This is a genomic window from Amycolatopsis sp. NPDC114503 (genome assembly GCF_055633655.1).
On sequence record NZ_JBVKDT010000001.1, the window covers coordinates 632,628 to 655,051 of the forward strand.

The 22,424-nt window shown below is 69.7% G+C and carries 17 protein-coding genes; 10 read left to right on the plus strand and 7 right to left on the minus strand.

The features are described from left to right. Positions 1-351 precede the first annotated feature (351 nt). Positions 352-3,240 carry a transglycosylase domain-containing protein gene (locus ACZ7OI_RS03115; RefSeq protein WP_470262553.1) on the minus strand — a complete coding sequence of 963 codons (2,889 nt, stop codon included), beginning with the start codon at positions 3,238-3,240 and terminating at the stop codon, positions 352-354. 70 nt (positions 3,241-3,310) lie between these two features. Beyond that, on the minus strand, positions 3,311-3,712 hold the full coding sequence (locus ACZ7OI_RS03120) for a DUF5318 domain-containing protein (RefSeq protein ID WP_470262554.1): 402 nt from the start codon (positions 3,710-3,712) through the stop codon (positions 3,311-3,313). 246 nt (positions 3,713-3,958) lie between these two features. Here ACZ7OI_RS03120 and ACZ7OI_RS03125 point away from each other — a divergent pair, with 246 nt between their 5' ends. After that, the gene (locus ACZ7OI_RS03125) at positions 3,959-4,516 is read left to right on the plus strand and encodes a PadR family transcriptional regulator (protein ID WP_452077986.1); all 558 of its coding nucleotides are present in this window, start codon (positions 3,959-3,961) and stop codon (positions 4,514-4,516) included. A gap of 65 nt (positions 4,517-4,581) precedes the next feature. After that, on the plus strand, positions 4,582-5,670 hold the full coding sequence (locus ACZ7OI_RS03130) for an inositol-3-phosphate synthase (RefSeq protein WP_470262555.1): 1,089 nt from the start codon (positions 4,582-4,584) through the stop codon (positions 5,668-5,670). Positions 5,671-5,753: 83 nt separating this feature from the next. Here ACZ7OI_RS03130 and ACZ7OI_RS03135 read toward each other — a convergent pair whose 3' ends face one another. Together ACZ7OI_RS03135 and ACZ7OI_RS03140 are read right to left on the minus strand one after the other, a co-directional pair. Next, entirely contained in the window at positions 5,754-6,611 is an 858-nt protein-coding gene (locus tag ACZ7OI_RS03135) for an SAM-dependent methyltransferase (protein ID WP_470262556.1), read from the minus strand. 107 nt (positions 6,612-6,718) lie between these two features. Then, positions 6,719-7,357, minus strand: coding sequence for an HAD family hydrolase (locus tag ACZ7OI_RS03140; RefSeq protein WP_470262557.1), 639 nt, complete (start codon positions 7,355-7,357; stop codon positions 6,719-6,721). Positions 7,358-7,442: 85 nt separating this feature from the next. On the opposite strand from ACZ7OI_RS03140, the gene ACZ7OI_RS03145 reads away from it, so the two are divergent. The 6 genes from ACZ7OI_RS03145 to ACZ7OI_RS03170 all read left to right on the plus strand — a co-directional run bounded on the left by ACZ7OI_RS03145 (position 7,443) and on the right by ACZ7OI_RS03170 (position 15,401). Further along, positions 7,443-7,937, plus strand: a complete 495-nt coding sequence (locus ACZ7OI_RS03145) for a MarR family winged helix-turn-helix transcriptional regulator (RefSeq protein WP_470262558.1) — start codon at positions 7,443-7,445, stop codon at positions 7,935-7,937. Further along, positions 7,927-9,147 carry an MFS transporter gene (locus tag ACZ7OI_RS03150; protein WP_470262559.1) on the plus strand — a complete coding sequence of 407 codons (1,221 nt, stop codon included), beginning with the start codon at positions 7,927-7,929 and terminating at the stop codon, positions 9,145-9,147. The genes ACZ7OI_RS03145 and ACZ7OI_RS03150 overlap by 11 nt, the downstream gene beginning before the upstream one ends. Positions 9,148-9,308: 161 nt before the next feature. Continuing rightward, on the plus strand, positions 9,309-11,396 hold the full coding sequence (locus tag ACZ7OI_RS03155; protein WP_470262560.1) for a PhoX family protein: 2,088 nt from the start codon (positions 9,309-9,311) through the stop codon (positions 11,394-11,396). 54 nt (positions 11,397-11,450) lie between these two features. Further along, a complete protein-coding gene (locus ACZ7OI_RS03160) occupies positions 11,451-12,878 on the plus strand; it encodes a DUF7850 domain-containing protein (protein ID WP_470262561.1) in 1,428 nt (475 codons plus the stop codon). 107 nt (positions 12,879-12,985) lie between these two features. Further along, entirely contained in the window at positions 12,986-14,671 is a 1,686-nt protein-coding gene (locus ACZ7OI_RS03165) for an arabinofuranosyltransferase AftB family protein (protein ID WP_470262562.1), read from the plus strand. A 52-nt stretch (positions 14,672-14,723) separates the two neighbouring features. Further along, on the plus strand, positions 14,724-15,401 hold the full coding sequence (locus ACZ7OI_RS03170) for an SDR family oxidoreductase (RefSeq protein ID WP_378402340.1): 678 nt from the start codon (positions 14,724-14,726) through the stop codon (positions 15,399-15,401). 60 nt (positions 15,402-15,461) lie between these two features. On the opposite strand, the gene ACZ7OI_RS03175 is transcribed toward ACZ7OI_RS03170, so the two are convergent. The 3 genes from ACZ7OI_RS03175 to ACZ7OI_RS03185 are packed head-to-tail and all read right to left on the minus strand — an operon-like array spanning position 15,462 to position 19,252. Further along, a complete protein-coding gene (locus ACZ7OI_RS03175; protein ID WP_470262563.1) occupies positions 15,462-16,769 on the minus strand; it encodes an amidohydrolase family protein in 1,308 nt (435 codons plus the stop codon). Positions 16,770-16,799: 30 nt separating this feature from the next. Then, positions 16,800-17,453 carry a response regulator gene (locus tag ACZ7OI_RS03180; protein ID WP_116199491.1) on the minus strand — a complete coding sequence of 218 codons (654 nt, stop codon included), beginning with the start codon at positions 17,451-17,453 and terminating at the stop codon, positions 16,800-16,802. Further along, positions 17,450-19,252 (minus strand): sensor histidine kinase, encoded by a 1,803-nt coding sequence (locus ACZ7OI_RS03185; RefSeq protein WP_470262564.1) that lies wholly within the window; start codon positions 19,250-19,252, stop codon positions 17,450-17,452. The genes ACZ7OI_RS03180 and ACZ7OI_RS03185 overlap by 4 nt, the downstream gene beginning before the upstream one ends. Positions 19,253-19,439: 187 nt before the next feature. Here ACZ7OI_RS03185 and ACZ7OI_RS03190 point away from each other — a divergent pair, with 187 nt between their 5' ends. Further along, positions 19,440-20,135, plus strand: coding sequence for an ABC transporter ATP-binding protein (locus tag ACZ7OI_RS03190; RefSeq protein ID WP_470262565.1), 696 nt, complete (start codon positions 19,440-19,442; stop codon positions 20,133-20,135). Next, a complete protein-coding gene (locus ACZ7OI_RS03195; protein WP_470262566.1) occupies positions 20,132-22,402 on the plus strand; it encodes an FtsX-like permease family protein in 2,271 nt (756 codons plus the stop codon). Before ACZ7OI_RS03190 ends, ACZ7OI_RS03195 begins: the two co-directional genes overlap by 4 nt. Positions 22,403-22,424 lie beyond the last annotated feature (22 nt).

Here is a 22,424-nt window from a genome sequence, read left to right on the forward strand (position 1 = left end):
CGGCCTGGCCGGACCCGCGGCGGGACGCTGCGGGCCGCGGGCCCACGGCGGCGGTCCGGGCTGGGAGGGAGGTGGTTGACGCCGCGGGTCGGGATCCCGGTCGGGCCAGGAGCGGCTGCGGTCGTCGTTCACTGCGGATCCTCTTCTCGGACACGGGCAGCCTGCGGACGCAGAAGGCCCTCTGATGACCAGACGCGGCAACCCCGGTCGAGGTTCACTCTCCTGGCCGATCCCCTTCGCGGGGGAGGGAGACCGTCGGTGAACCTACCGCACCCCCAGCCGGGCGGTACCGGCAAAAAGAGGCTCCTCTCCGGTGCGGAGAGGAGCCTCTTCACGGTGCCCTGAAGCGGATCAGCCGGAGCGCCTCGGCGGTTCGCCGTTCACCACCGGAGCGCCGCCGCTGCCCGGATTGCCGGGTTCGGTGCCGCCGCCGAAGATGCCGCTCGGCCGGGTCGGGCTCGTCGTCGTCGAGGACGGCGGGTGCGACGAAGTGGACGGCGGCGCCGACGAGGACTCCGTCGTGGGCGGCGGTGCCTGCTCGCTGGACGTTTCGCGCGGCGGAGGGGGCGCCTTGCTCGACGTGACGACCTGGTCGGCGTCCTTGCCGATCGGGTCGACCTTGTCGAACTTCTCGCCCGGCTTGTCCTTCAGGTAGTTCGTGAGGAAGTCCTGCCAGGCCGGGCCCGCGATCGTCTTGCCGAAGATCGGCTTGCCGTTCTTGTCGTGCAGCGCCTTGTTGCCGTCGCCGCCGATCCAGACCGCGGCCGACACCGACGGCGTGTACCCGACCATCCAGGTCTGGGCGTTGCGATCCTTGTACGAGGCCGGGTCGCTGTCCTTCGGGTCGTACTGCTGGGTGCCGGTCTTGCCGGCGCACTCGTGGCCGCTCGGGCACTTCAGGTGCGATTCGGCGATGACCGGGCCGAGCGCGTCGGTCACGTTCCCGGCGATCTGCTTGCTCTTGTCCGCGTTGTCGTCGAACGCGGGTTTCCCCTGCCCGGCGGACTCGTCGAAAATGACCTCGTCCTGGGAGTTCGTGAGCTTCGAGACGAAGTGCTGGTCGCGCTGGACGCCGCCGGAGGCGAACGACGAGTACCCGGCGGCCATGTCCTCCGGGGTGACCACGGTGGCGCCACCGCCGAGGGCGATGTTGGCGTCGCTCGTGCCGAGTTTGGCCTTGCCCTTCGGGGCGGCCTGCACGCCCGCTTCCTTCGCGGCCTCCGCGACCCTGGCCGGTTTCGTCCAGTTCAGCACCATGTCGTAGAACACGGTGTTCGCCGAGACCTCCATGGCCTTTTTGACCGTGCACTGCGGACCGCAACTGGAGCTTTCGCCCGCGTTGCGGACCACTCGGCCGCCGAGTTCCCGCCGGTCGGTGCCGTCGAAGGTTTCGCCGAGTCCCTTGCCCATCTTGAGCCAGGCGGTGAGGTCGAAGGCCTTCATCGACGAACCCGGGTTCTGCGGGACGTTCGCCCAGTCCGTGGCGAGCGTGTCCTTGCCCGCGTCGTTCTTCACCGTGGTCGGCCCGCCGTAATAGGCGAGCACGCCCCCGGTTCTCGGGTCGACGGCGACCAGCGCTCCTCTGAGGTTCTCGTCGGTCTGGCCCTCCATGTTGTCCTGGACGGACTGCGCCGCGAGCTTCTGCGCGTTCGGGTCGATCGTCGTGTAGATCTTCGCGCCGGTGGAGGCCAGCTTGTCCTCGCTGTAGCCCTTCGCGTCCAGCTCCTGCAGGATGCGCTGCTGGATGTGGTAGTCCAGCGTTCCGGCGTCCTGCTTCTGCTGCGAGTCGCGCGGGATCAGCGTGGGGAACTGCGCGGCCTTGCGGTCGGCGGGCGAGAGCCAGTGGTTGGCCACCATCTGGTCCATCACGTAGTTCCAGCGCTTCTGGACGTACGCGGTGTCCTGGTCCTTGCCGGGGCCCTGGATCATCCCGGCGAGCAGCGCCGCCTCGGACGCGTTGAGCTGCCCGACGTCCTTGCCGAAGTACGCCTTCGACGCGGCGGCGATGCCGTTCGCGCGGCGGCCGAAGAAGACGATGTTCAGGTAGCCGGTGATGATGTCCGATTTGGACGTCTCGTTGTTCAGCTTGAACGACTTCGCCAGCTCGGTCCACTTGCGGGACAGCGTGGCCTGGTCGTTTTTGGTCGCCTGCTTGATGTACTGCTGCGAAATGGTCGAACCGCCGCCGGTGCCGCCGGTCGCCTGGTTGAAGACCGACCGCAGGATCGCCATCACGTTGAAGCCGGAGTTGGTCTCGAAGGTCGCGTCCTCGGCCGAGTACACGGCGTGCTTGACGACCTCGGGAATCTGGTTGGGCTGCAGCAGTTCGCGGTTGCCGCCCTCCGGGATGATCCGGCCCATCACCGATTTGTCGCCGTAGTAGAAGGTGATCGGCTGGCTCTGCTTCGCGAGCACGTCCTGCGGCGAGGGCACGTCGACCGTGAAGTAGGTGATCACGAACGCGATCGCGGGCACCACGACGAAGAGGCCGAACATCGCGTACAGCACGCGCCGGATGATCTTCCACCGGCGTTTGCGGCGCTGCTTCGGCGTGAGGTCGGCCTTGCTCTTCTTCTTGCCGTCCTCTTCGCCTTCCGGGTCGTCCTCGAAGTCCGCGTCGTCCGAGTACTGGGCGAGGCGGGTTTCCTCGTCGTACGGATCGTCGTAAGCGTCGTCGTACCGGTCGTCGTAGGGCGCGTAGCCGTTGTGCGCGGCGTGCGTGATCAGGTCCGGTTCGCGGTCGGTCTCCGGATAGGACGGCGGAGGCGGCGGCGGGACCCGGCGGCCTTGGGGAGGCCGTCCGCCCGGCGGCGGCTGCCGGAAACCCTGGGTGGCGTTCCCGTTGGGAACGCCCTGAGGCCCGGGGCGTCCGCCCGGCGGCTGGCGGCGCGGAGGCGGCGCGCCCTGTCCGTCGAGGATCTGCGACGCACGGGTGCCCGCAGGGCCGGGGCCCTGCGGCGGACGGCCTTGCGGAGCGCGGTTTTGCGGCATCCGCTGCGGACGGCGCGGCTCGTCGGCCGCGGGCCACTGCGGACCGCCTTCGTCGCCGCTCGGCCATTCCGGACCGCCTTGGGCGCGCGGCGGCCGCGGGCCGCCCGCGGGAGGACGGCGGGGAGGCGCGGGGCGCCGGGGGGCGTCGTCGGCTGGCCAGGCGGGACCGGGGTCCTCCTGGGGTCGCCGGGCACGGCGAGGTGCATCTGGCTCCTGGCTCGGCCAGGAGCGGTCGCGGTCGTCGTTCACGAATGGGCCTCCGAAGGCAGCACTGTTTGCACTGGCGCCGCCCCGCGTTCTGCAGCGGTTGTGGTACTCATCACTGCCCGGCAGTCCTTCGCGGCCGGGTCGGCTGGGGTTCTCCCGTGCCGAGGACATAGGACAAAACCAGATGGTTCCAGTGGCACGTCCGGCACACCTCTACGTCATAGACGGTGAACTCCCCGAAAACCCCGGACATCCGGGCCAGTTCGGAGGGGGTGCGTGCCGATCCCGAAACGTGCTTGAGCTCGTCGCCGTACACCCACGAAACGAGGTGCAGCGGCGTCCGGCGGCACATCGGACAGGCCCGGTCCTCGGGTCTGCCGTGGAATTTCGCCGCGCGGAGCAGGTACGGGCTCGCGTCGCAGACCTCGTGGTCTCCGACGCGCCCGGAGCGGACGCCGGCCAGCAGCGCACGGCGCTGCAAGGCGTAATCCACAACCTGCCGCTGGTTTCGCACGAGGACAGAGTACGGGCTCTTTCTGTGTCCGCGGTGCCCCCTGCTTTCCCGCACCCTGGGCAACCGTTCGGACACGCCGAAAGTTAGATAACGCTCTGATCACGGATCATCGATCGAGTGCTGGTAGCGGGTTACTTCCGCCACTTCGATGTATCGGCGCGATATACTCGGCGAGTAGGTTGGCTGAGCCGGTTCCGTGTGGTCAACGGTGTCGGTCGCGGCGTATTCCCGAAAGCGGGGTGTGGTGTGCTCGAACTCGCGATCCTCGGATTGCTGCACGAGACGCCCATGCACGGGTACGTGCTGCGCAAACGTTTGCACGAGACGCTCGGGATGTTCCGGACGTTCTCGTACGGCTCGCTGTATCCGACCTTGCGCCGGCTGCTTCGGGCCGGTTATCTCGTCGAGGAGTTCGACGAGGCGGACGACCGGGCCTGGTCCCGGCGCGGCCGCCGCGTCTACAAGCTCACCGCCGAGGGCAAGGAACGCTTCGCCGAGCTGCTCGGCGACGCGGGACCGCAGACGTGGGACGACGAGGGATTCGGCGTCCACCTGGCGTTCTTCTCGCGGACACCGGCCGACGTCAGGATGCGAATCCTGGAGGGACGCCGCCGCCGCGTCGAGGAACGGCGCGAAGGATTGCGGGACGCGCTGGCCAGGGCCGAGGAGAAGATCGACCGCTACACCCGCGAGCTGCACCGGCTGGGGCTGGAGTCGAGCGAGCGGGAGGTGCGCTGGCTCAACGAGCTGATCGCGCACGAACAAGCCGAGCAGCGCGGCCCGGAGCAGCCGGGACGCGGTTGAGCGGCGGCCGCAACGGGGCGGCAGACCTGCAGATGCAAGTGAATGAGATTGAAGGAGAAACCGGCATGGGCGAGAACCGCCGCGTTCGGGTGGCCATCGTGGGCGTCGGCAACTGCGCCTCGTCGCTGGTCCAGGGTGTGCAGTACTACCGCGACGCGGATCCCGGTATGCGCGTCCCCGGTTTGATGCACGTCCAGTTCGGCGACTACCACGTGCGCGACATCGAATTCGTCGCCGCGTTCGACGTCGACGCGAAGAAGGTCGGCCGCGACCTCTCGGAGGCGATCTCCGCCAGCGAGAACAACACGATCAAGATCGCCGACGTGCCGCCGCTCGGCGTCACCGTCCAGCGCGGGCACACCTTCGACGGCCTCGGCCGCTTCTACCGCGAGACGATCGAGGAGTCCGACGAGGCTCCGGTCGACATGGTCGCCGCGCTGCGCGACGCGCAGGTCGACGTGCTCGTCTCCTACCTTCCCGTCGGGTCCGAAGAGGCCGACAAGTTCTACGCGCAGGCCGCGATCGACGCGAACGTCGCGTTCGTCAACGCGCTGCCGGTGTTCATCGCTTCCGACCCGGAGTGGGCGAAGAAGTTCGAGGACGCGGGCGTCCCGATCGTCGGCGACGACATCAAGTCCCAGGTCGGCGCCACCATCACGCACCGCGTGCTGGCGAAGCTGTTCGAGGACCGCGGCGTGCAGCTCGACCGCACGATGCAGCTCAACGTGGGCGGGAACATGGACTTCCTGAACATGAAGGAGCTGGAGCGGCTCGAGTCGAAGAAGATCTCGAAGACCCAGTCGGTCACCTCGCAGGTGGACCGCGAGCTCGGCAAGGGCAATGTCCACATCGGACCGTCGGACTACGTGCAGTGGCTCGACGACCGCAAGTGGGCCTACGTCCGCCTCGAGGGCCGCGCGTTCGGCGACGTGCCGCTGAACCTCGAGTACAAGCTCGAGGTGTGGGACTCCCCCAACTCGGCGGGCATCATCATCGACGCGGTGCGCGCGGCGAAGATCGCCAAGGACCGCGGCATCGGCGGCCCGATCCTGTCCGCGTCGTCCTACTTCATGAAGTCGCCGCCGGAGCAGTACGACGACTCGACCGCCCGTGACGCGGTCGACGCCTTCATCCGCGGCGAACTGGAGCGCTGACCCCAGCCTGGCCTGAAGTCCGTGAAGGACTCCTTGAGGGAATCAGATTCCCTCAAGGAGTCCTTCACGGCGTTAAAGGCGGGTCAGGGCAGGTCGGCGGTCACCAGTTCGGTTTTGGTCATGGCGTCGCCGAACGGGTCGGCCAGCCGGGTGCCGTAGCTGCCGGCGAGGTCGCCCGCGCGGTCGACGGTCGTCCGCCAGCCCTGTCCGGCGAGCCAGTCGACCGGGTTGCGGCGCGGTTCGGTCGAGAGCACGTCGTTGACGTCCAGGCCGAGCCGGGCTCCGGCGTCCGAGGACCGGATGGTGTCGAGGATGTCGGTGCTGCCGAGGTCGGGGATGTGTTCGATGCCGATCCGGCTGCCCGGCGCGCTCCGGGCGTGCACGAGGTCGAACAGCAGTTCCTCCGCCCGCGCGGGCAAGTACGGCAGCAATCCCTCGGCGATCCACACCGTCGGACGGCTGCGGTCGAACCCGGCGTTTTCCAAGGCGCTGGGCCAGTCCTCGCGCAGGTCGGCTCCGATCGCGTGGCGGCGGCAGCGCGGGGTCGCGCCTAGCCCGTCGAGCACGTCTTGTTTGAACGCGAGCACCCGCGGCTGGTCTACCTCGTAGACGTCGCGGCCGGACAGGTCCAGCCGGAAGGCGCGGGCGTCGAGCCCGGCGGCGAGGATTACCACCTGCGGTGCGTCCGTGCCGGTGACCACCTCGTCGAAGAACCGGGACCGCACCGCGAGGTAATCGGCCATCGCCATCCAGAGCGGGTCGTCGAGGGGTTCGATCGGCATCGGCCTCGGCGGATTCGCGGCGCGCACGAACTCCGCCGCGTACGGATCTTGGATCAGCGGATCCGGTGCCCCGGTCGCGATGGCCCGGCCCGCGGCCACCCCGAGCGCGGTCAGTCCGACGCTGCTGACGATGTCCCAATCCTGTTCCGGTGCAGCCATTTCCACCCCTAAAGCCGATCTTGTTGGCAGGCGTTCAGGATGGCGCCGCGCGATCGGCCGGATACGGTCAGCGACCGATTTGGGGTTATTTGCCGCTGTGGGCTGCGTCACTCCTTGAGAGCGGCGGGCAGCGCGGCCAGATTCGGCAGCACCGTGGCGTCCCGCAGCGCCTCCGGGTCCGGCGGGAAGTGCGGGTTCGGCACCGCGAACACCGTCATGTTCGCCGCGAACGCCGCGCGCAGGCCGTTCGTCGAGTCCTCGACGGCAGCGCAGCGGGAAGCATCGACGTTCAGCAGCATCGCCGCGCGCAGGTAGACATCCGGCTCCGGCTTGCCCGCGGCCACTTCCTCGCTCGAAACCGCCACCGGGACCAGTGACGTCAGGTCGCACGCGGTCAGGAACGAGTGGATCAGCACCGGCGGCGACGAGCTAGCGATCGCGACCGGCCAGTGCCGGGAGATCTCCCGGACGACCTGGTCGGCGCCGTCGATCACCGGCGGGCGGTCGGCGTAGCGGGCGGCCATCTCGTCGATCACGACGCGCGCGATCTCGTCCGGGCTGAGCTGTGCGCCGAGGGTTTCCACCAGGTAGCGCGCCCATTCCGGCGTGCTCATCCCCTGTTGCGCGCGCGTCGCCTCCGGCCGCCAGGTTCCGCCGTGCTCGGCTACTACGGAGCGGCGCACCTCGTCCCACGTCGTCTCGGAGTCCACCAGTACGCCGTCGAGGTCGAAGATCACCGCATCCACCGGACCAGCCTAGGCGTACTGGCCTGGACCACCTTGTGAGCCGAATTACTTCGCCACCCTAACTAATTTTTGTTAGCCTGCCTAAGTGACTTCCTCGACGGGCGATCTGGCGCAGCGGCTGCGGCCGGTGGTGTTCCGGCTGTACTACCTGGTGCGCCGCGAATCCGCGCAGCTGCTGACCTTGACCCAGGGGTCGGTGCTGTCGGAGCTGGTCGGCCGGGGGCCGAGCCGGATGAGCAGGCTCTCCCGGCTCGAGCGCGTGCGGATGCCGTCGATGACGGACGTCGTGCGCAGGCTCGAACGGCTCGGCATGGTGACCCGGCGCCCCGATCCGGAGGACGGGCGCGCCGTGCTCGTGGAGGCCACACCGGAAGGCGAGCGGTTCTACGCCGAGATGATCGCCGGCCGGGAGGCGGAGCTGCGGGCGCTGCTCGACCGTCTCGACCCGGGCGAGCGCGCCGCCATCGACGCCGCGCTTCCCGCTCTCACCAAGCTGATCGCCGATTTCCACCGCGACGACCCGCACTCCACAGAAGCCCCCGAACTCCCGAAGGAGGAACTGATCCGCAATGAGCGCTGAGCACCACTCAAGCCTGCTGGACGCGGTCAAAGGCCAGCCAAAACAGGTGTGGATCACCGCGTTCGCCGCGGTCATCGCGTTCATGGGCATCGGCCTCGTCGACCCGATCCTGCTGTCCATCGCCAAGGGCCTGAACGCTTCGCCGTCCCAGGTCACGCTGCTGTTCACGTCGTATCTCGGCGTGCAGGTGATCGCGATGCTCTTCACCGGCGCGATGTCGGCCCGGTTCGGGGCCAAGCGGACCGTGCTGGTCGGGCTGACGCTGATCGTCGCCGCGACCGCGCTGTGCGCCGCGGCTGGTTCGATCGAACAGCTCGTCGGCCTGCGCGCGGTGTGGGGGCTCGGCAACGCCTTCTTCATCGCGACCGCGCTGTCGGTGATCGTCGGAGCGGCGACCGGCGGCCAATCCGGCGCGATCCTGCTGTACGAGGCCGCGCTGGGCGTCGGGCTCGCGGTTGGCCCGCTGCTCGGCGCGCTGCTGGGCACGATCTCGTGGCGCGGTCCGTTCCTCGGCACCGCGGTGCTGATGATCGCCGCGCTGGTGCTGTGCTCGATCTTCCTGAAGAGCGATTCGCACGAGAAACGCGAACCGATCAAGCTGCTCGACCCGATCCGCGCGCTCAAGCACCCCGGCCTGCTGCGCACGTCGATCGCCTCGGCGCTCTACACCGCCGCGTTCTTCGCGGTGCTCGCCTGGTCCCCGTTCGTGCTCGGCTGGAACGCCATCGCCGTCGGCCTGATCTTCTGCGGCTGGGGCCTGTGCGTGGCGATCGCCGGGGTGGTGCTCGCCCCGAAGATGGCCGCCCGCTTCGGCGAACGGCACGCGGCCGCGCTGGCGGTGACCGGCTACACCGTGCTGATGCTGGTGCTCGCCATTCCGAGCAAGCCGGTGGTGGTCGTCGGGATCATCGTGTCCGGGCTGGTCTCCGGGCTGCTGAACACGCTGTTCACCGGTACCGCGATGTCGATCAGCGACGCGCCCCGGCCGGTCGCGAGCGCCGGGTACAACTTCTGCCGCTGGTTCGGCGGCGCGGTCGCGGCCACGCTCGTCGGGCACATCGCCGAGTGGATGGGCTGGGAGCAGGGTCCGTTCCTGGTCGCCGCCGTGCTCTGCGTGATCGCCGCAGTCCTGCTTTCGCAGCGCGAGAAGAAGGCCGATCCGCACACCGTGCCGAAGGAGGCCGCGCTCGTCGGCGACGAGGAGTTCTGAGCCACCTTCACCACACTCGGCGATCGCCCCCGGACTGTCTGTTCGGGGGCGATCGTCGTCTTTGGCGGAATACACCCGCTGTTCACCTTTTAGTCCGGTTCAGGGGGTTTTCGCCGCATACGGTCGCTCCGTTCCCACCGAGAAGCGACCCTGGAGGCCCCGTGTCCCTGGAGCCCGGACGACTGCTGCCCTTGTTCACCGCGCATTCCGGCGGCCGGTCACCGATCACCTGCGAATACCGCTGCGGCAACGCCTGCGCGCACGAGGCCCCGAACCCGACCGGCAACGAGTACTTCGGCGACATCGCCAAGGGCGTCTCGCGGCGCGGCGTGTTCAAGGCCGGTGCGGTGATGGCCGCGGCGGCGGGCGGGTTCGCCGCGCTGTCCGGCACTGCGGCGGCAGCCACGCCGACCCAGGCGCAGGCCCCGGCTCCGCTGGCGAAGGGCCGCGCGGTGCCCGGCACCGACTTCACGCCGGTACCGCCGAACAAGCTCGACGTCGTCAGCATCCCCGACGGTTACGCCCAGCACGTGGTGATCCGCTGGGGCGACCCGGTGGTCCCCGGCGCGCCGAAGTTCGATTTCCGCAAGCAGACCGCGGCCGCGCAGGCCAAGCAGTTCGGCTACAACAACGACTTCGTCGGCCTGATCCCGCAGGATCCGCTCGGCCTGCGCAACCTGCTGGTGGTCAACCACGAGTACACCACCGAGGTGCACCTCTTCCCGGCTGATCAGTACGACCCGGCCAATCCCACCGAGGAGCAGGTGAAGATCGCCTGGGCGGCGCACGGATTGTCGGTGCTGCAGACGCTTCGCGACCCGATCGGCGGCGCGCTGCGCACCGTCCCGAGCCCGCTGAACCGGCGGATCACGCTCGACACGATCTTCGAGGTGCGCGGTCCGGCGGCCGGCTCGAAGTACCTCAAGACGTCGGCCGATCCGTCCGGCAAGCGCGTGCGCGGCACGCAGAACAACTGCTCCGGCGGCGTCACGCCGTGGGGCACCGTGCTGTCCGGCGAGGAGAACTTCCACCAGTACTTCGCTCACGCGGACAAGGTTTCCGAACCGACGGAGGCCGCGCGGCTCAAGCGGTACGCGATCGGTACCGGCGAGAGCACGCGCAAATGGGAGCGCTTCGACAAGCGCTGGGACGTCTCCCGCGAGCCCAACGAGCCCAACCGGTTCGGCTGGGTCGTGGAAATCGACCCGAACGACCCGAACTCCACGCCGGTGAAACACACCGCGCTCGGCCGGTTCAAGCACGAGGCGGCGAACGTCAAGATCACCGCCGACGGCCGGGTCGCGGTGTACTCCGGCGACGACGAGCGGTTCGAGTACATCTACAAGTTCGTGTCGAAGGGCAAGTACAAGAAGGGACATTCCGCGCTCGCCCGGCGGCACAACTCGGCGCTGCTGGACGACGGAACCCTGTACGTCGCCAAGTTCTCCGGCAACAGCCCCGGCGAGATCGACGGCTCCGGCAAGCTGCCCGCCGACGGCGAATTCGACGGCGCCGGCGAGTGGATTCCCCTTGCCAGCGGCGACAAGTCCTTTGTGGACGGATTCACCGCGGAGGAGGTCTACGTGTTCACCCGGCAGGCCGCCGACCACGCCGGGGCGACCAAAATGGACCGTCCGGAGGACATCGAGCCGAACCCGGTCAACGGCCGGATCTACGCCGCGCTCACCAACAACTCCGACCGCGGCGCGGCGGGCAAGGCGGCCCCGGACGAGGCGAACCCGCGCACCCGCAACAAAAACGGGCACATCCTCGAATGGGACGAGGACCGCGGAGACAGCGCCGCGACCCGGTTCTCCTGGCGGCTGCTGCTCGTCTGCGGCGATCCGGCCACGGCCGACACCTACTTCGGCGGTTTCCCGAAGGACCAGGTCAGCCCGATCTCGTGCCCGGACAACGTGGCCTTCGACCCGCACGGCAACCTGTGGATCTCGACCGACGGCAACACCCTCGGCGCGAACGACGGCCTCTTCTCGGTTCCGGTGACCGGTCCCGAGCGCGGGCACGTGAAGCAGTTCCTGTCCGTGCCGGTCGGCGCCGAGACGTGCGGTCCGGTCGTCACCGAAAACCTCGTGCTCGTCGCCGTGCAGCATCCGGGCGAGGACGCGCCGAGTTCGGCGAACCCGACCTCGCACTGGCCGGACGGCGGCAGCTCTCAGCCGCGGCCGGCGATCGTGTCGGTGTGGAAGAAGGGCGCCTTCGGATTGCCCGGCCGGATCGGCCGCAAGTAACTCTTTGGGGTGTTTCTCACCGCCGATCGGCCTTCCTGGGTCTAGCTTCACCGCGTGAGGCGGGCAAGGAAAGTCGCGATCGGACGCACGGCGGGCGCGGCGGCCAGTACTGCGATGCTGGTCGGCGCGCTCGCCGTCGTTTCTCCAGGGTCTGCTCCCGCCGAGGGGGCTCCGGATTGCGGCGGCATCGCGGCCAACCCGAGCATGGAGGACGCCGGTTCGCCCGGCGGACCGCCGCGGGGGTACCTGTTCAGCCCCGCCGCACCGGTTCCGCGCAGCACCCCGCCGGACCGGGTGCCGAAGCTGGGCACCAGCACCGCGCACGCGGTCGACGGGCAGGTCAACGCCCAGATCCAGACGCCGGACGGCCGGGTCAGCTCGGCCAGCCAGCAGGTGAAGTCGGTGCCCGGCGGGCAATACTCGCTGTCGGTGTGGGCGGGCACGGCGCAATCCGGTCTCGGCTCGCACGCGAGCGCGACCACCGGCTTGCGCTTCGCTGACAGCACCGGCCGGGTGCTGGTGGAGAAACCGCTCGCGGTGACGCACGACGTCGCGTCCGACGGCAAGCTCGCGCAGCAGGAGCTGGCACCGGTCATCGCGCCGGACGACACCGCGGCGGTCTCGTTTTTCGCCAGCACCAACCACAACTGGGTGTTGTGGGATTGCGTGCACGTTGCTCTCGCCGCGTTCGCGGTGAAGATGGAGGTGCGGAATCCGGCGGACGGAACGTGGGGCTCGTCGGCTGCCATCCCGGCCGGCGATGCCGCGCACTTCCGCATCTCCGTCTCCAACACCGGTTCCCAGCCGCTCACCGGGTTGCTCGTGAAGGACCCGTGGTGCGCTGGTCTTCCCGGCGCGTTCGACCTCGCCGCCAGCGCGTCCCGGGAACTCACCTGCGATCACCCGAACCTCACCGAGGACGACAACGGGCACGTCAACACCGCGAAGGTCACCGCCACCGCTGCGGGCGGCCCGCTTGCCGAGCAGAAGGCGACCGCGACGGTCACGGTCACGCCGCAGCCCGCGGTCGGCAAGGTCGGCGACCGGGCGTGGAAAGACGTGAACCGCAACGGCATGCAGGACGACGACGAACCCGGCTACCCGGACCTGCCGGTGACGCTCAAGGACGGCGCGGGCGGCACGGTCGCCGCCGCACGCACGAACTCCGACGGCAGCTACCTGTTCGACCAGCGCAAGGACGGCACCTACCAGGTGTGCTTCGACGTCTCGAAGCTGCCGGACGGCCTCACCGTCACCCAGCGCGGCGCGGGCGCACCGGGTCTCGACTCGGCCGTCGACCCGGCGACCGGCTGCACCTCGCCGTTCACCCTCGGCGGCAAAGACCGCGAGCGGATGGACCTGGACATCGGCCTCGCCCCGCCAGCACCGACCGTCCCGCCTGCACCGCCTGCACCGACCGCGTCACCCTCGCCGAGCGTCCCGCCCTCGCCGACCGCCTCCGCCGCGTCTGTCCCGGAGTAGCCGTCCGCGAAAGTTCTTCACGAACCTTGGCCGACCACTGAGCGTCACGTCCAGCCGGATGCGAGACTGTGGCTGCACACCACGTCTCGGGGAGGTCTGGACCAATCATGACCGCGTCCGCCGGCGCGCCGCCGGACGACCCGACTCCGTGGTACCGCCGCCCGATGACCTGGACGTGGGCCGCCACTGGGGCGGTCCTCGTGCTGTACACGGTGCTGGCTTGGCAGCGCCGGTGGATGAGCGACGACGGGCTGCTCGTGCTCCGCACCGTCCGGCAGATCCTCGCCGGGAACGGGCCGGTGTTCAACGTCGGCGAGCGCGTCGAGGCGAGCACGAGTCCGTTGTGGACCTGGCTTCTCGCCGGAGTCGGCACGATCCCCGGCCCGTCGCTGGAATGGGTCGCGGTGATCACCGGTCTGCTGTGCGCGGTCGGCGGTCTCTTCTTCGGCCTCGACGGCGCCCGTCGCCTCTACGCCGGACCGGTCGCCCCCGCCGGGGCGCTGGTCGTGTGCGCGCTCCCGCCGTTCCGGGACTTCGCGACCTCCGGACTTGAAACCGGTTTGGTGCTGCTGTGGCTAGGACTGAGCTGGTGGCTGCTGGTGCGCGGCAAAACGCCGGTCGCCACCGCGATCGTGCTCGGACTGGGCCCGCTCGTGCGGCCGGATCTGGCGTTGTTCAGCGTGACTGGCTTCATCGCACTCGTCCTGCTGCACCGTCCGCGATGGCTTGCCGCGCTGGGCTGGCTCGGCGCAGGCGTCGCGATTCCGTTGGCGTATCAGGTGTTCCGGATGGGCTACTACGGACTGCTCACGCCGAACACCGCACTCGCCAAGGAAGCGGCCAACAGCGACTGGCCGCGCGGCTTCGCGTACCTGGTCGACTTGATCAGCCCGTACGTGCTGTGGATTCCGTTGCTGCTGCTCGTGATCGTCGCGATCCTGGTACGCCGGTCGCGGATCCTGTTGCTGACTTCGTTGGTGGGCGGGCTTTTGCTCGCGCTGTATGTCGTCCGCGTCGGCGGCGATTTCATGCACGGCCGGATGCTGCTGCCCGCGCTGTTCGTGCTGGTGCTTCCGGTCATGGCGATTCCGTTGACCCAGAAGACGATCGCGGTCGCCGCCGGGGTCGCGGCGTGGGCCGCGGTCGCGGGCGGCTGGCTGCGCGTGCCGTACGAGAACACCCATCAAGCAGTGAGCGTCACTGACGAACGCGGCTACTGGGCGTGGGCGACCAGCCGCGATCACCCGGTGCTGGCAACGGATTACCTAGGCCAGGATGTCATCCGCCACGCCGTCGACGCGGTGGAAGGGACGAAGCAGCCAGCGGTGCTCGTCTACAGCTACGGCGACGTGAAGAAGTGGTTCCGCTTCCCGACCGACCGGCCGTACGTGACCATGGCGGCCGACAGCATGGGCGCGATCAGCAACATCGTGTCCTTGGACGTCCGCATCCACGACGGCTACGGCCTGGCGAGCGACCTGGCCGCGCACTCGTCGTCCATCCCGAACGGCCGCCCTGGGCACTCGAAGTGGCTGGTCGGGGCGTGGGAGGTCGCCGAAGCCGGGCACGGCGATTTCGCCACCGACGGTCAGATCCGGATGTTCCAGCCCACCGAGATCGACGCCGCCCGCCGAGCGCTGCGCTGCCCGGACGTCCAGGAGGTGCTCGCCTCGACCCGCGAGCCGCTCACCTGGAGTCGGTTTATCGACAATCTCACCGGCGCGCTGCATCGGACGGAAATCCGCTACCCGCGCGACCCGTTGGCCGCGGCCTCCTGCGCCCCGGCGAAGTGATCGCCGCCTCCCCGGACTGGCGAATCAGCGGCGGACGCCTACCGTGGCCGGTATGACCGACCTCCCGCTCGCCCTGATCACCGGTGCCTCCCGGGGCATCGGCGCGGCCATCGCGCACCAGCTGTCCCCGACGCACCGTCTCCTCCTGGGCGGCCGCGACACCGACGCACTGGCGAAGGTGGCCGAGGAACTCCCCGGAGCCGAGCCCTGGCAGGTCGACCTCACCGACGCCGCGTCCCTGGAGGCCGCCGCGAGCAAGATCGACCGCCTGGACGTTCTCGTCCACTCCGCGGGAATCGGGAAGATCGGCACTGTCGCCGACTCGCCGTCCTCCGTCTGGCGCACGAACCTCGAGGTGAACGTCATCGCGGTAGCCGAACTGACCCGGCTGCTGCTGCCCGCGCTCCGCGCCGCGAACGGCCACGTCGTCGTGATCAACTCCGGAGCCGGCTACACCGCCCGCCCCGGTTGGGGTCCTTACGCCGCAAGCAAATTCGCCGTCCGCGCCTTCACCGACTCACTCCGCGCCGAAGAGCCGGACCTGCGCGTCACGTCGATCTTCCCCGGCCGCACCGACACCGACATGCAACGCGAGGCCCGCGCCCAAGAAGGCGGCGACTACGAAGCCGACAAATACCTGCGCCCGGATTCCGTGGCGACGGCCGTGCTCACCGCGGTAACCGCCACCCCGGAAGCCCACTTCACCGAAATCCAGGTCCGGCCTCGCTGAAGTCCGTGAAGGACTCCTTGAGGGAACCAGATTCCCTCAAGGAGTCCTTCACGGACCGGGTCAGGCCCGCAGCCGGGCGGCGGTGTCGGCCACCGTCGCCTGGATCTCGCGGCGGTCGACCCGCGTCGGCTCGGCGTCGGCGACGACCTGCTCGCCCGCGACCCACACGTCCCGCACCCGACGAGAGCCGGCCGCCCACACGAGGTTCGCCAGCAGCTGCTCGTCCGGCACGTCCAGGCCAGTCGCGAACGCCGGGTCGTCGAGGTCGACGTGCACCAGATCCGCCCAGCGGCCCGGTTCCAGCACGCCGAGGTCGTGCCGGCCGAGCGCTTCGGCGCCGCCGCGGGTGGCCATCAGGAACATGTCCTTCGCGGTCACCACGGTGGAATCGTTGTCCGCCAGCCGGGCCAGCATCGCCGTCAGCTGCAGCTCTTCCCACAGGTCGATGTCGTCGTTCGACGCGGGCCCGTCGGTCCCAAGCCCGATCGCGACCCCGGCCGCCCGCAAATCCTTGATCCGCGCGATCCCCGAAGCCAGCTTCGCGTTCGACCCAGGGCAGTGCGCCATCCCGACCCCGCGCGCGGCGAAGATCGCGATGTCCTCATCCGACAAATGCACCGAATGCGCCGCCAGAGTGCGCCCGTCGAACATCCCCAGCGAATCCAGCAGCTTCGGCACCGACCCGTGCTCCTTGCGCTGCTCAAGATCCTCCGCGGCCGCCTCGGCCACGTGAATCTGCACCAGCGCGCCCCGCGCAGCCGCGGATTCCGCGGTCGCCCGCAGGCCGTCCGGGTTCAGCATGTACGCCGAATGCGGGCCGTAACCCAGCTCGATCCGTTCCCCTGGCCCGAACCGCAGCCCGTCGGCGTCGATCCACCGGTCGATCGCGGCCAGCGTCTCGCGCCAGTCCATCCCGGGCAGCTCGATCACCGGCGGCGCGACGAGCACCCGGCCGCCGGTGGTGAGCACCGCGTCCACGAGCTGTTCGCCCTCGAAATACATTTCCGCGCTGGTCGTCACGCCGTGCCGGAGCATTTCGACCGACCCGAGCAGCATGCCGGTGCGCACGTCGGCCGGCTTCAGCTTCGCCTCGGTCGGCCAGATGATCTCGCGCAGCCAGCGCAGCAGCGGAAGGTCGCCGCCCATGCCGCGCAGCAGCGTCATCGGGCTGTGCGCGTGCGAGTTCACCAAGCCCGGCAACAGGATTCCGGTCAGCCGGGTTTCCTCGCCAGCGAACTCCGGCGCGCTCGAAGCCGGTCCGACGAACGAAATCCGGCCCTCGTCGTCGACATCCACGACGGCGTCGCGGAGCAGCGAGCAGGACAGGTCGGCGGGCAGAACTACCGGGGCATGGAATCGACGCGACATAGCGAGATAGTACGGCCGTGCCAGTAGCGGTTAATCCACTACGCCGCTACGCCAAGCCCAAGCTGCGATTTCCACTCGGTTACGCGCGCCGACTTTGCCCTGCACCGAAGCCAAATGCGTCTTGACCGTCGACAGCGACAGGAACAGCTCCGCGCCGATCTCGGTGTTCGTGAGCCCGCGGGCGGCGGCCTTCACCACGTCCATCTCGCGCGCGGTCAGCGGTTCCGACGGCGCCGGAGCCTCGCGCTTGGCGGTGGTGCCGCCGTCGAAATGCTTCAACAGCCGCACGGTGATCTGCGGCGACACCAGCGCGTCGCCGCGATCGGCCGCGCGCACCGCCTCGATCAGCAGCGCGGGACCGGCGTCCTTGAGCAGGAAGCCGCTCGCGCCGTTGCGCAGTGCGGTGTGCACGTATTCGTCGAGGTCGAAGGTGGTGACCACGACGACCTTCAACGGGTCGGCGACGTCCGGTCCGGCCAGCTGGCGGGTGACCTCCAGCCCGTCGAGCCCCGGCATGCGGATGTCCAGCAGGCAGACGTCCGGGCGCAGTTCGCGCGCCTTCGAGACCGCGGAGATCCCGTCCGGCACGTCCGCGACCACCTCGATGTCGTCCTGGGCGTCCAGGATCATGCGGAAGCCCATCCGCACCATTTCCTGGTCGTCCGCGATCAGTACCCGGATCACCCGTCTGTCTCCCCGTTCGCCTCGAGCGGCAGCCACGCCTCGACCCGCCAGCCGCCGTTCGGCTCGCGGCCTGCCGAAAGCCTGCCGTGCAGCAGCGCGACGCGTTCGCGCATGCCGACCAGACCGTATCCGCCCGACCCGCCCGCCGGACGATGAGTCTGCCCGCTGCCGTTGTCGGTCACCCGCAAGTGCAGTTCGCCGTCGACGACCTCGGCCAGCGCGAGCGCCTCGGTGGCGTCCGAGGCGTGCTTGCCGACGTTGGTGAGTGACTCCTGGATCAGCCGCAGCGCCGACCGGCCGACCTCGTGCGGCAGGTCCGGCGGAAGGTTGAGCTCCAGCTTCGTGGGCACGCCGTGGTTGCCCGCGTCGACGAGCCGGTGCAGGTCGGCGGCCAGATCGGTGGTCGCCTGCTCGGTGAACTCGCCCGAACCGGCCTGCGCGTCGCCGCGCATGCTGCGGACCAGGCGGCGCATCGCGGCGAGCGCCTCCACGCCGGCGTTCTCGATCCGGCCCATCGCCTCCAGCGCGAGCTCCGGGTTCTTCTCCCCCATCATCCGCGCGGCCTGCGCCTGCACGACGATCCCGGTCACGTGGTGTGCGACCACGTCGTGCAGCTCCCTGGCCAGCGCCATCCGCTCGGACGTCTGCGCGTCGGTGACCGCCGATTTCACCACCTGCGCGCGCTCGGAATCGCGGGAGCGCAGGTAGAGGCCGATCGCGATGGCGATGCCGAGCAGCAGGACCGCGACGGTGGCGAGCATTCCAAGCGTCGCCGGGTCGGTGAGCAGGCGGCCGGTGCGGTACTGGCTGAAGTTCAGGATCGTGCCGACCGCGACCACGCCGGACAGCAGCGCGATCCGCGGCCACGCCCGCGCGAGCGGCACCGCGCGCACGACGTTCACGACCACGCCGAAGGCGGCCACGATCTGGGTCGGCGGGATGCCGCCGAGAAGCTGATAGCTGTGGCTGGGATGCAGGAACGGCGTCGCGAGCGCGGACAGCAGCAGGATCCCGGCCACCACCAGGATCGAATCGCGAGGACGGCGCGGCGACAGCGCGGTCACCGCGGCGGCGCCGATCGAGCAGGCCAGCAGCGGGAAACCGCGGCTGCCGCTTTCGTAGGTGTAGCCGAATTCGATCAGCACGCCGACGGCGAGCATGCCGATCAACGGCCACTGGCCGCGCACTAATTCGGTGAACCGGTGCATATTGCGCAGGCGTTCCACCGTCGCCGGGTCGCGTTCGCGGCGCGGACGCCCGACCGCGCCGGTGATCACCGTTCCGACGAGGAACAGGAAGCCGAACAGCATGGTCTGTGCGATGGAGCTGGTGCTCAGCTCGCGGTAGGAGCCGCGGCCGAAGACCGCGGTGAGCGCGCCCATCACCAGCGCGCTGATCACCGCGAAGGCGACCCCGGGACGGGCCCGGCGGGCGAGGAAATAGACCATCTCGATCCCGGCGACGAACTCGGTGACGGTCAGGTTCGCCAGCACGCTGGAGTAAGTCGGGACGCCGAGATAGCGGATGACGAAGGTGCAGAACATCAGCGTCAGCGCGCCGAATACGCCCGCCACCGCCGCGCGTTTGCGGGCCCAGAACGCGCACGCCGCCATCGAGAAAACGCCAGGGAACAGGCCGAGGTCGACGAATCGAGGGCCGACGTTGTCGAGTGCCGCGTCGGTCACGAACACGAGGTCGAACGCCAATGCGGCGAGCAACACGAGGACGGACATGTCGAGGCGGCGGGCGAGTTCGGTCGCCCGCGCGGCAAGCGTTTTCGACGGCGGGGAGTGCGGCACACCGTGACGGTAGATGATTCGCGCCCGCTCGCACCTTGGCCAGGTGGTTCGTCGCCATCGGCCGATCGGCCGATGGCGGCCCCGCCGTTACCGGCCGTCTGCCCGAAGTGGACCTCCGCTCGAATCCGCGAAGCTGCCTTCCGTCGCAGTCGAAGACGAATGACGGAAACAGGGAGAGAGCTGGCGGATGACGAATCCACAGTGGAGTGCCGGACCGGTGTTGTCGGGGCGCGGGCTGGTGAAGCGCTACGGGCAGCAGCACGCGCTGGCCGGAATCGACATCGACGTCCAGCCGGGCGAGGCGATCGCCATCGTCGGCCCGTCCGGATCCGGCAAAACGTCGCTGCTGCACGTGCTGGCCGGCATCCTGCGCGCCGATTCCGGCGAGATCTGGTTGCAGGGACAGCGGATCGACCAGTTCGGCGAAAAGCGGCGCAGCGAACTGCGGCGTACCGAATTCGGTTTCGTCTTCCAGTCCGGAATGCTCGTGTCCGAACTGACCGCCGAAGAGAATGTCGCACTTCCTTCGCTGCTGGCCGGCGGAACTCGTGGCGAAGCGATGGCCGCGGCGAAGGAATGGCTCGGCAAACTCGGGCTGGCGGGGAAGGAAGCCCGTCTTCCCGGCGAGCTTTCCGGCGGCGAGGCGCAGCGCGTGGCGATCGCCCGCGCGCTCACCCACCGGCCGAAGGTGATCTTCGCCGACGAGCCGACCGGCGCGCTCGACACCCGCACCGGCCGCGAGACGATGGACGCGCTGCTGGCCGCCGCGCAGGCGTCCGGCGCCGCGGTGCTCGTGGTGACGCACGACCGGGAACTCGCCGAATCGATGCCGCGCACCGTGGCGATCCGCGACGGCCTGATCGCGACGAGGCTCGCGGCATGAACCCGTTCCAGCTCGCCCTTCGGGTGCTGCGCGGCGACCGGCGCACGCGCACCTCGGCGATCCTCACCGCGGTCGGCGTCGCCGTCGCGACCGGGCTCGTCCTGCTGCTGGCGACGCTGCCGTACGCCACTCAGGCGCGCGAGCAGCGGGCGCTGTGGCAGAGCAGCGGCCGGTACGACTCCGGTCAGCAGAACGCTCTGCTCGTCAACTCCTCCAAGGACTACTTCGACGGCAAGCAGGTCGCCCGCGTCGACATCGCGGTCACCGGTCCGGTCGACTCGCTGCGACTGCCCCCGGGCATTCCGCAGCTGCCCGGCCCCGGCGAGACGATCGTGTCGCCCGCGCTCGGGAAACTGCTCAACGCCACCCCGGCCGACCAGCTGGGGAACCGCTTCGGCAAACCGGTCGCGGCCTTCGGCGACGAGGCGCTGCGGTACCCGGAACAGCTCGTCGCGCTCGTCGGGCACAGCACGCAGGAGATGCGTCCCTACGGCCACAAGGACCTGCCCGGCCAGGACGCGTTCCCGGCCTCGGCCTTCCCCGGGGGACAGGGACATCCGGACGGCCTGCTCACGGTCTTGTCCTGGGTCGGCATCATCGTGCTGCTCGTGCCGAGCCTGGTGCTCGTCGCGTCGTCGGCCCGGCTCACCGCCGCCCGCCGCGAACAACGGCTCGCCGCGATCCGCTTGGCTGGAGCGACCCCGGGCCAGGTGACCGCGATGGTCGCCGCCGAAACCGGATTGTCCGCGGGCGTCGGCGCGCTGCTCGGCCTGCTGCTGAGCCCGGCGCTGCGCGGAATGGCCACGTTCGTGCCGTGGGACGGCGGGACCTGGCTGGCGTCGGACTTCGCGCTGCCGGTCGGGCTGACCGTGCTCGCCGTGCTGCTGGTCCCGGTGCTTGTCGTGCTCGCCGGGGTGCTCGGCCTCCGCCGGGTGGTGCGCACGCCGCTGTTCGCGAGCGGCGGGCACACGGTGAAACCGTTGCGCTGGTGGAGGTTGCTCGCCCTGCCCGCGGCCGGATTGTTCTTCTTCTACACCGTTTTCGGCGCGCGGAGCGGCGGCAGCAGCAACCTGGTTTTGTTCGGCTTGTTGCTGGTGGTCGCTTCGGCGATGGTGGTCGGACCGTGGGTGACCTCGGCGGTCGGCGGCACGTTCGTGCGGATCTGGCGGCGGCCGTCGTCGCTGCTGGCCGGACGTCGGCTGCGCAACGACCCGAAGGGCTCCTACCGGGCTTCGGCGGGGATCGTGCTCGCGGTGTTCACCGGGTCGATGGCGCTCACCTTGCTGCCGTCGATCGAATCCCTCGCCGGCGGCGGACGCCAATACGTGGACTCGGCGCTGTACGCCGACGTCAACGCGGACCGGGCTCCCGAGGCGACCGAGCGGACCAACACGACGCTCGCGAAGGCCGGACTGTCCGAACGCGTCGTCCAGGTGGCCAGCGTCTACGTGATGCAGGGCGAGGGGAACTACCGGTCGATGCAGCGCGCGTACGTCATGACCTGCGCCGACGCCGCCAAGCTGACCCGGCTCGGGATCAGCCAGCAGGACTGCAAGCCCGGGGTCGGGCTGTACACGCCGTACCAGCTGGACACGAGCAACCTGCGCGTCGCGCGATACGGCGGCGAGGACAGCACGGGCACTCCGCTCGGCGCGGTCACCACGGGCACGTATCACCCGGAAAGGCACAACAACTACGGCGAGTACGTGATCGACCCGTCCGCGGTGCCCGCCGGCGTCAAACCGAGCCAGGTCACTCTGGTCGTGCCGACCGCCGAAGCGAACCGCGAGATCGTGCGGACCGCTCTGGTGCCCAACGCGGTCGGGAAGGAAATCGGCAGCCGCGAGCAGTACCTCTACGGACAGCAGGTGCAGCTCAGCGACCTGCGCCGGGTCACCGTGATCGGCCTGATCGCGGCGGGCATTCTCGCCGGCTGCAGCGCCGCCGTCGCGACCGCTGGCTCAGTCATGGACCGTCGCCGGACGTTCGGCGCCCTGATGGCGGCAGGCACGCCGGTGCGGGTGCTGTCGCGGGCGTTGCGGATGGAGGCCGCGCTGCCCGCGCTGGTGGCGACCATCGGAGCGGGCGTGACCGGCGTCGTGGTGGGGCTGGGGCTGTTCATGGCGACGATGGAACGGGGGTCGGTCGTGTTCAGCCCGTGGATCGCCGCGCCGGTGGTGCTGGGAATCGGGGTCGCACTGCTCGGCGCGTCGGTCTGCACGCCCGCGCTGAAGCGGGTGCAGACGGAACCACTGGCCGACGAATAGCTGGCGGCCGCCCCTCGTCGGG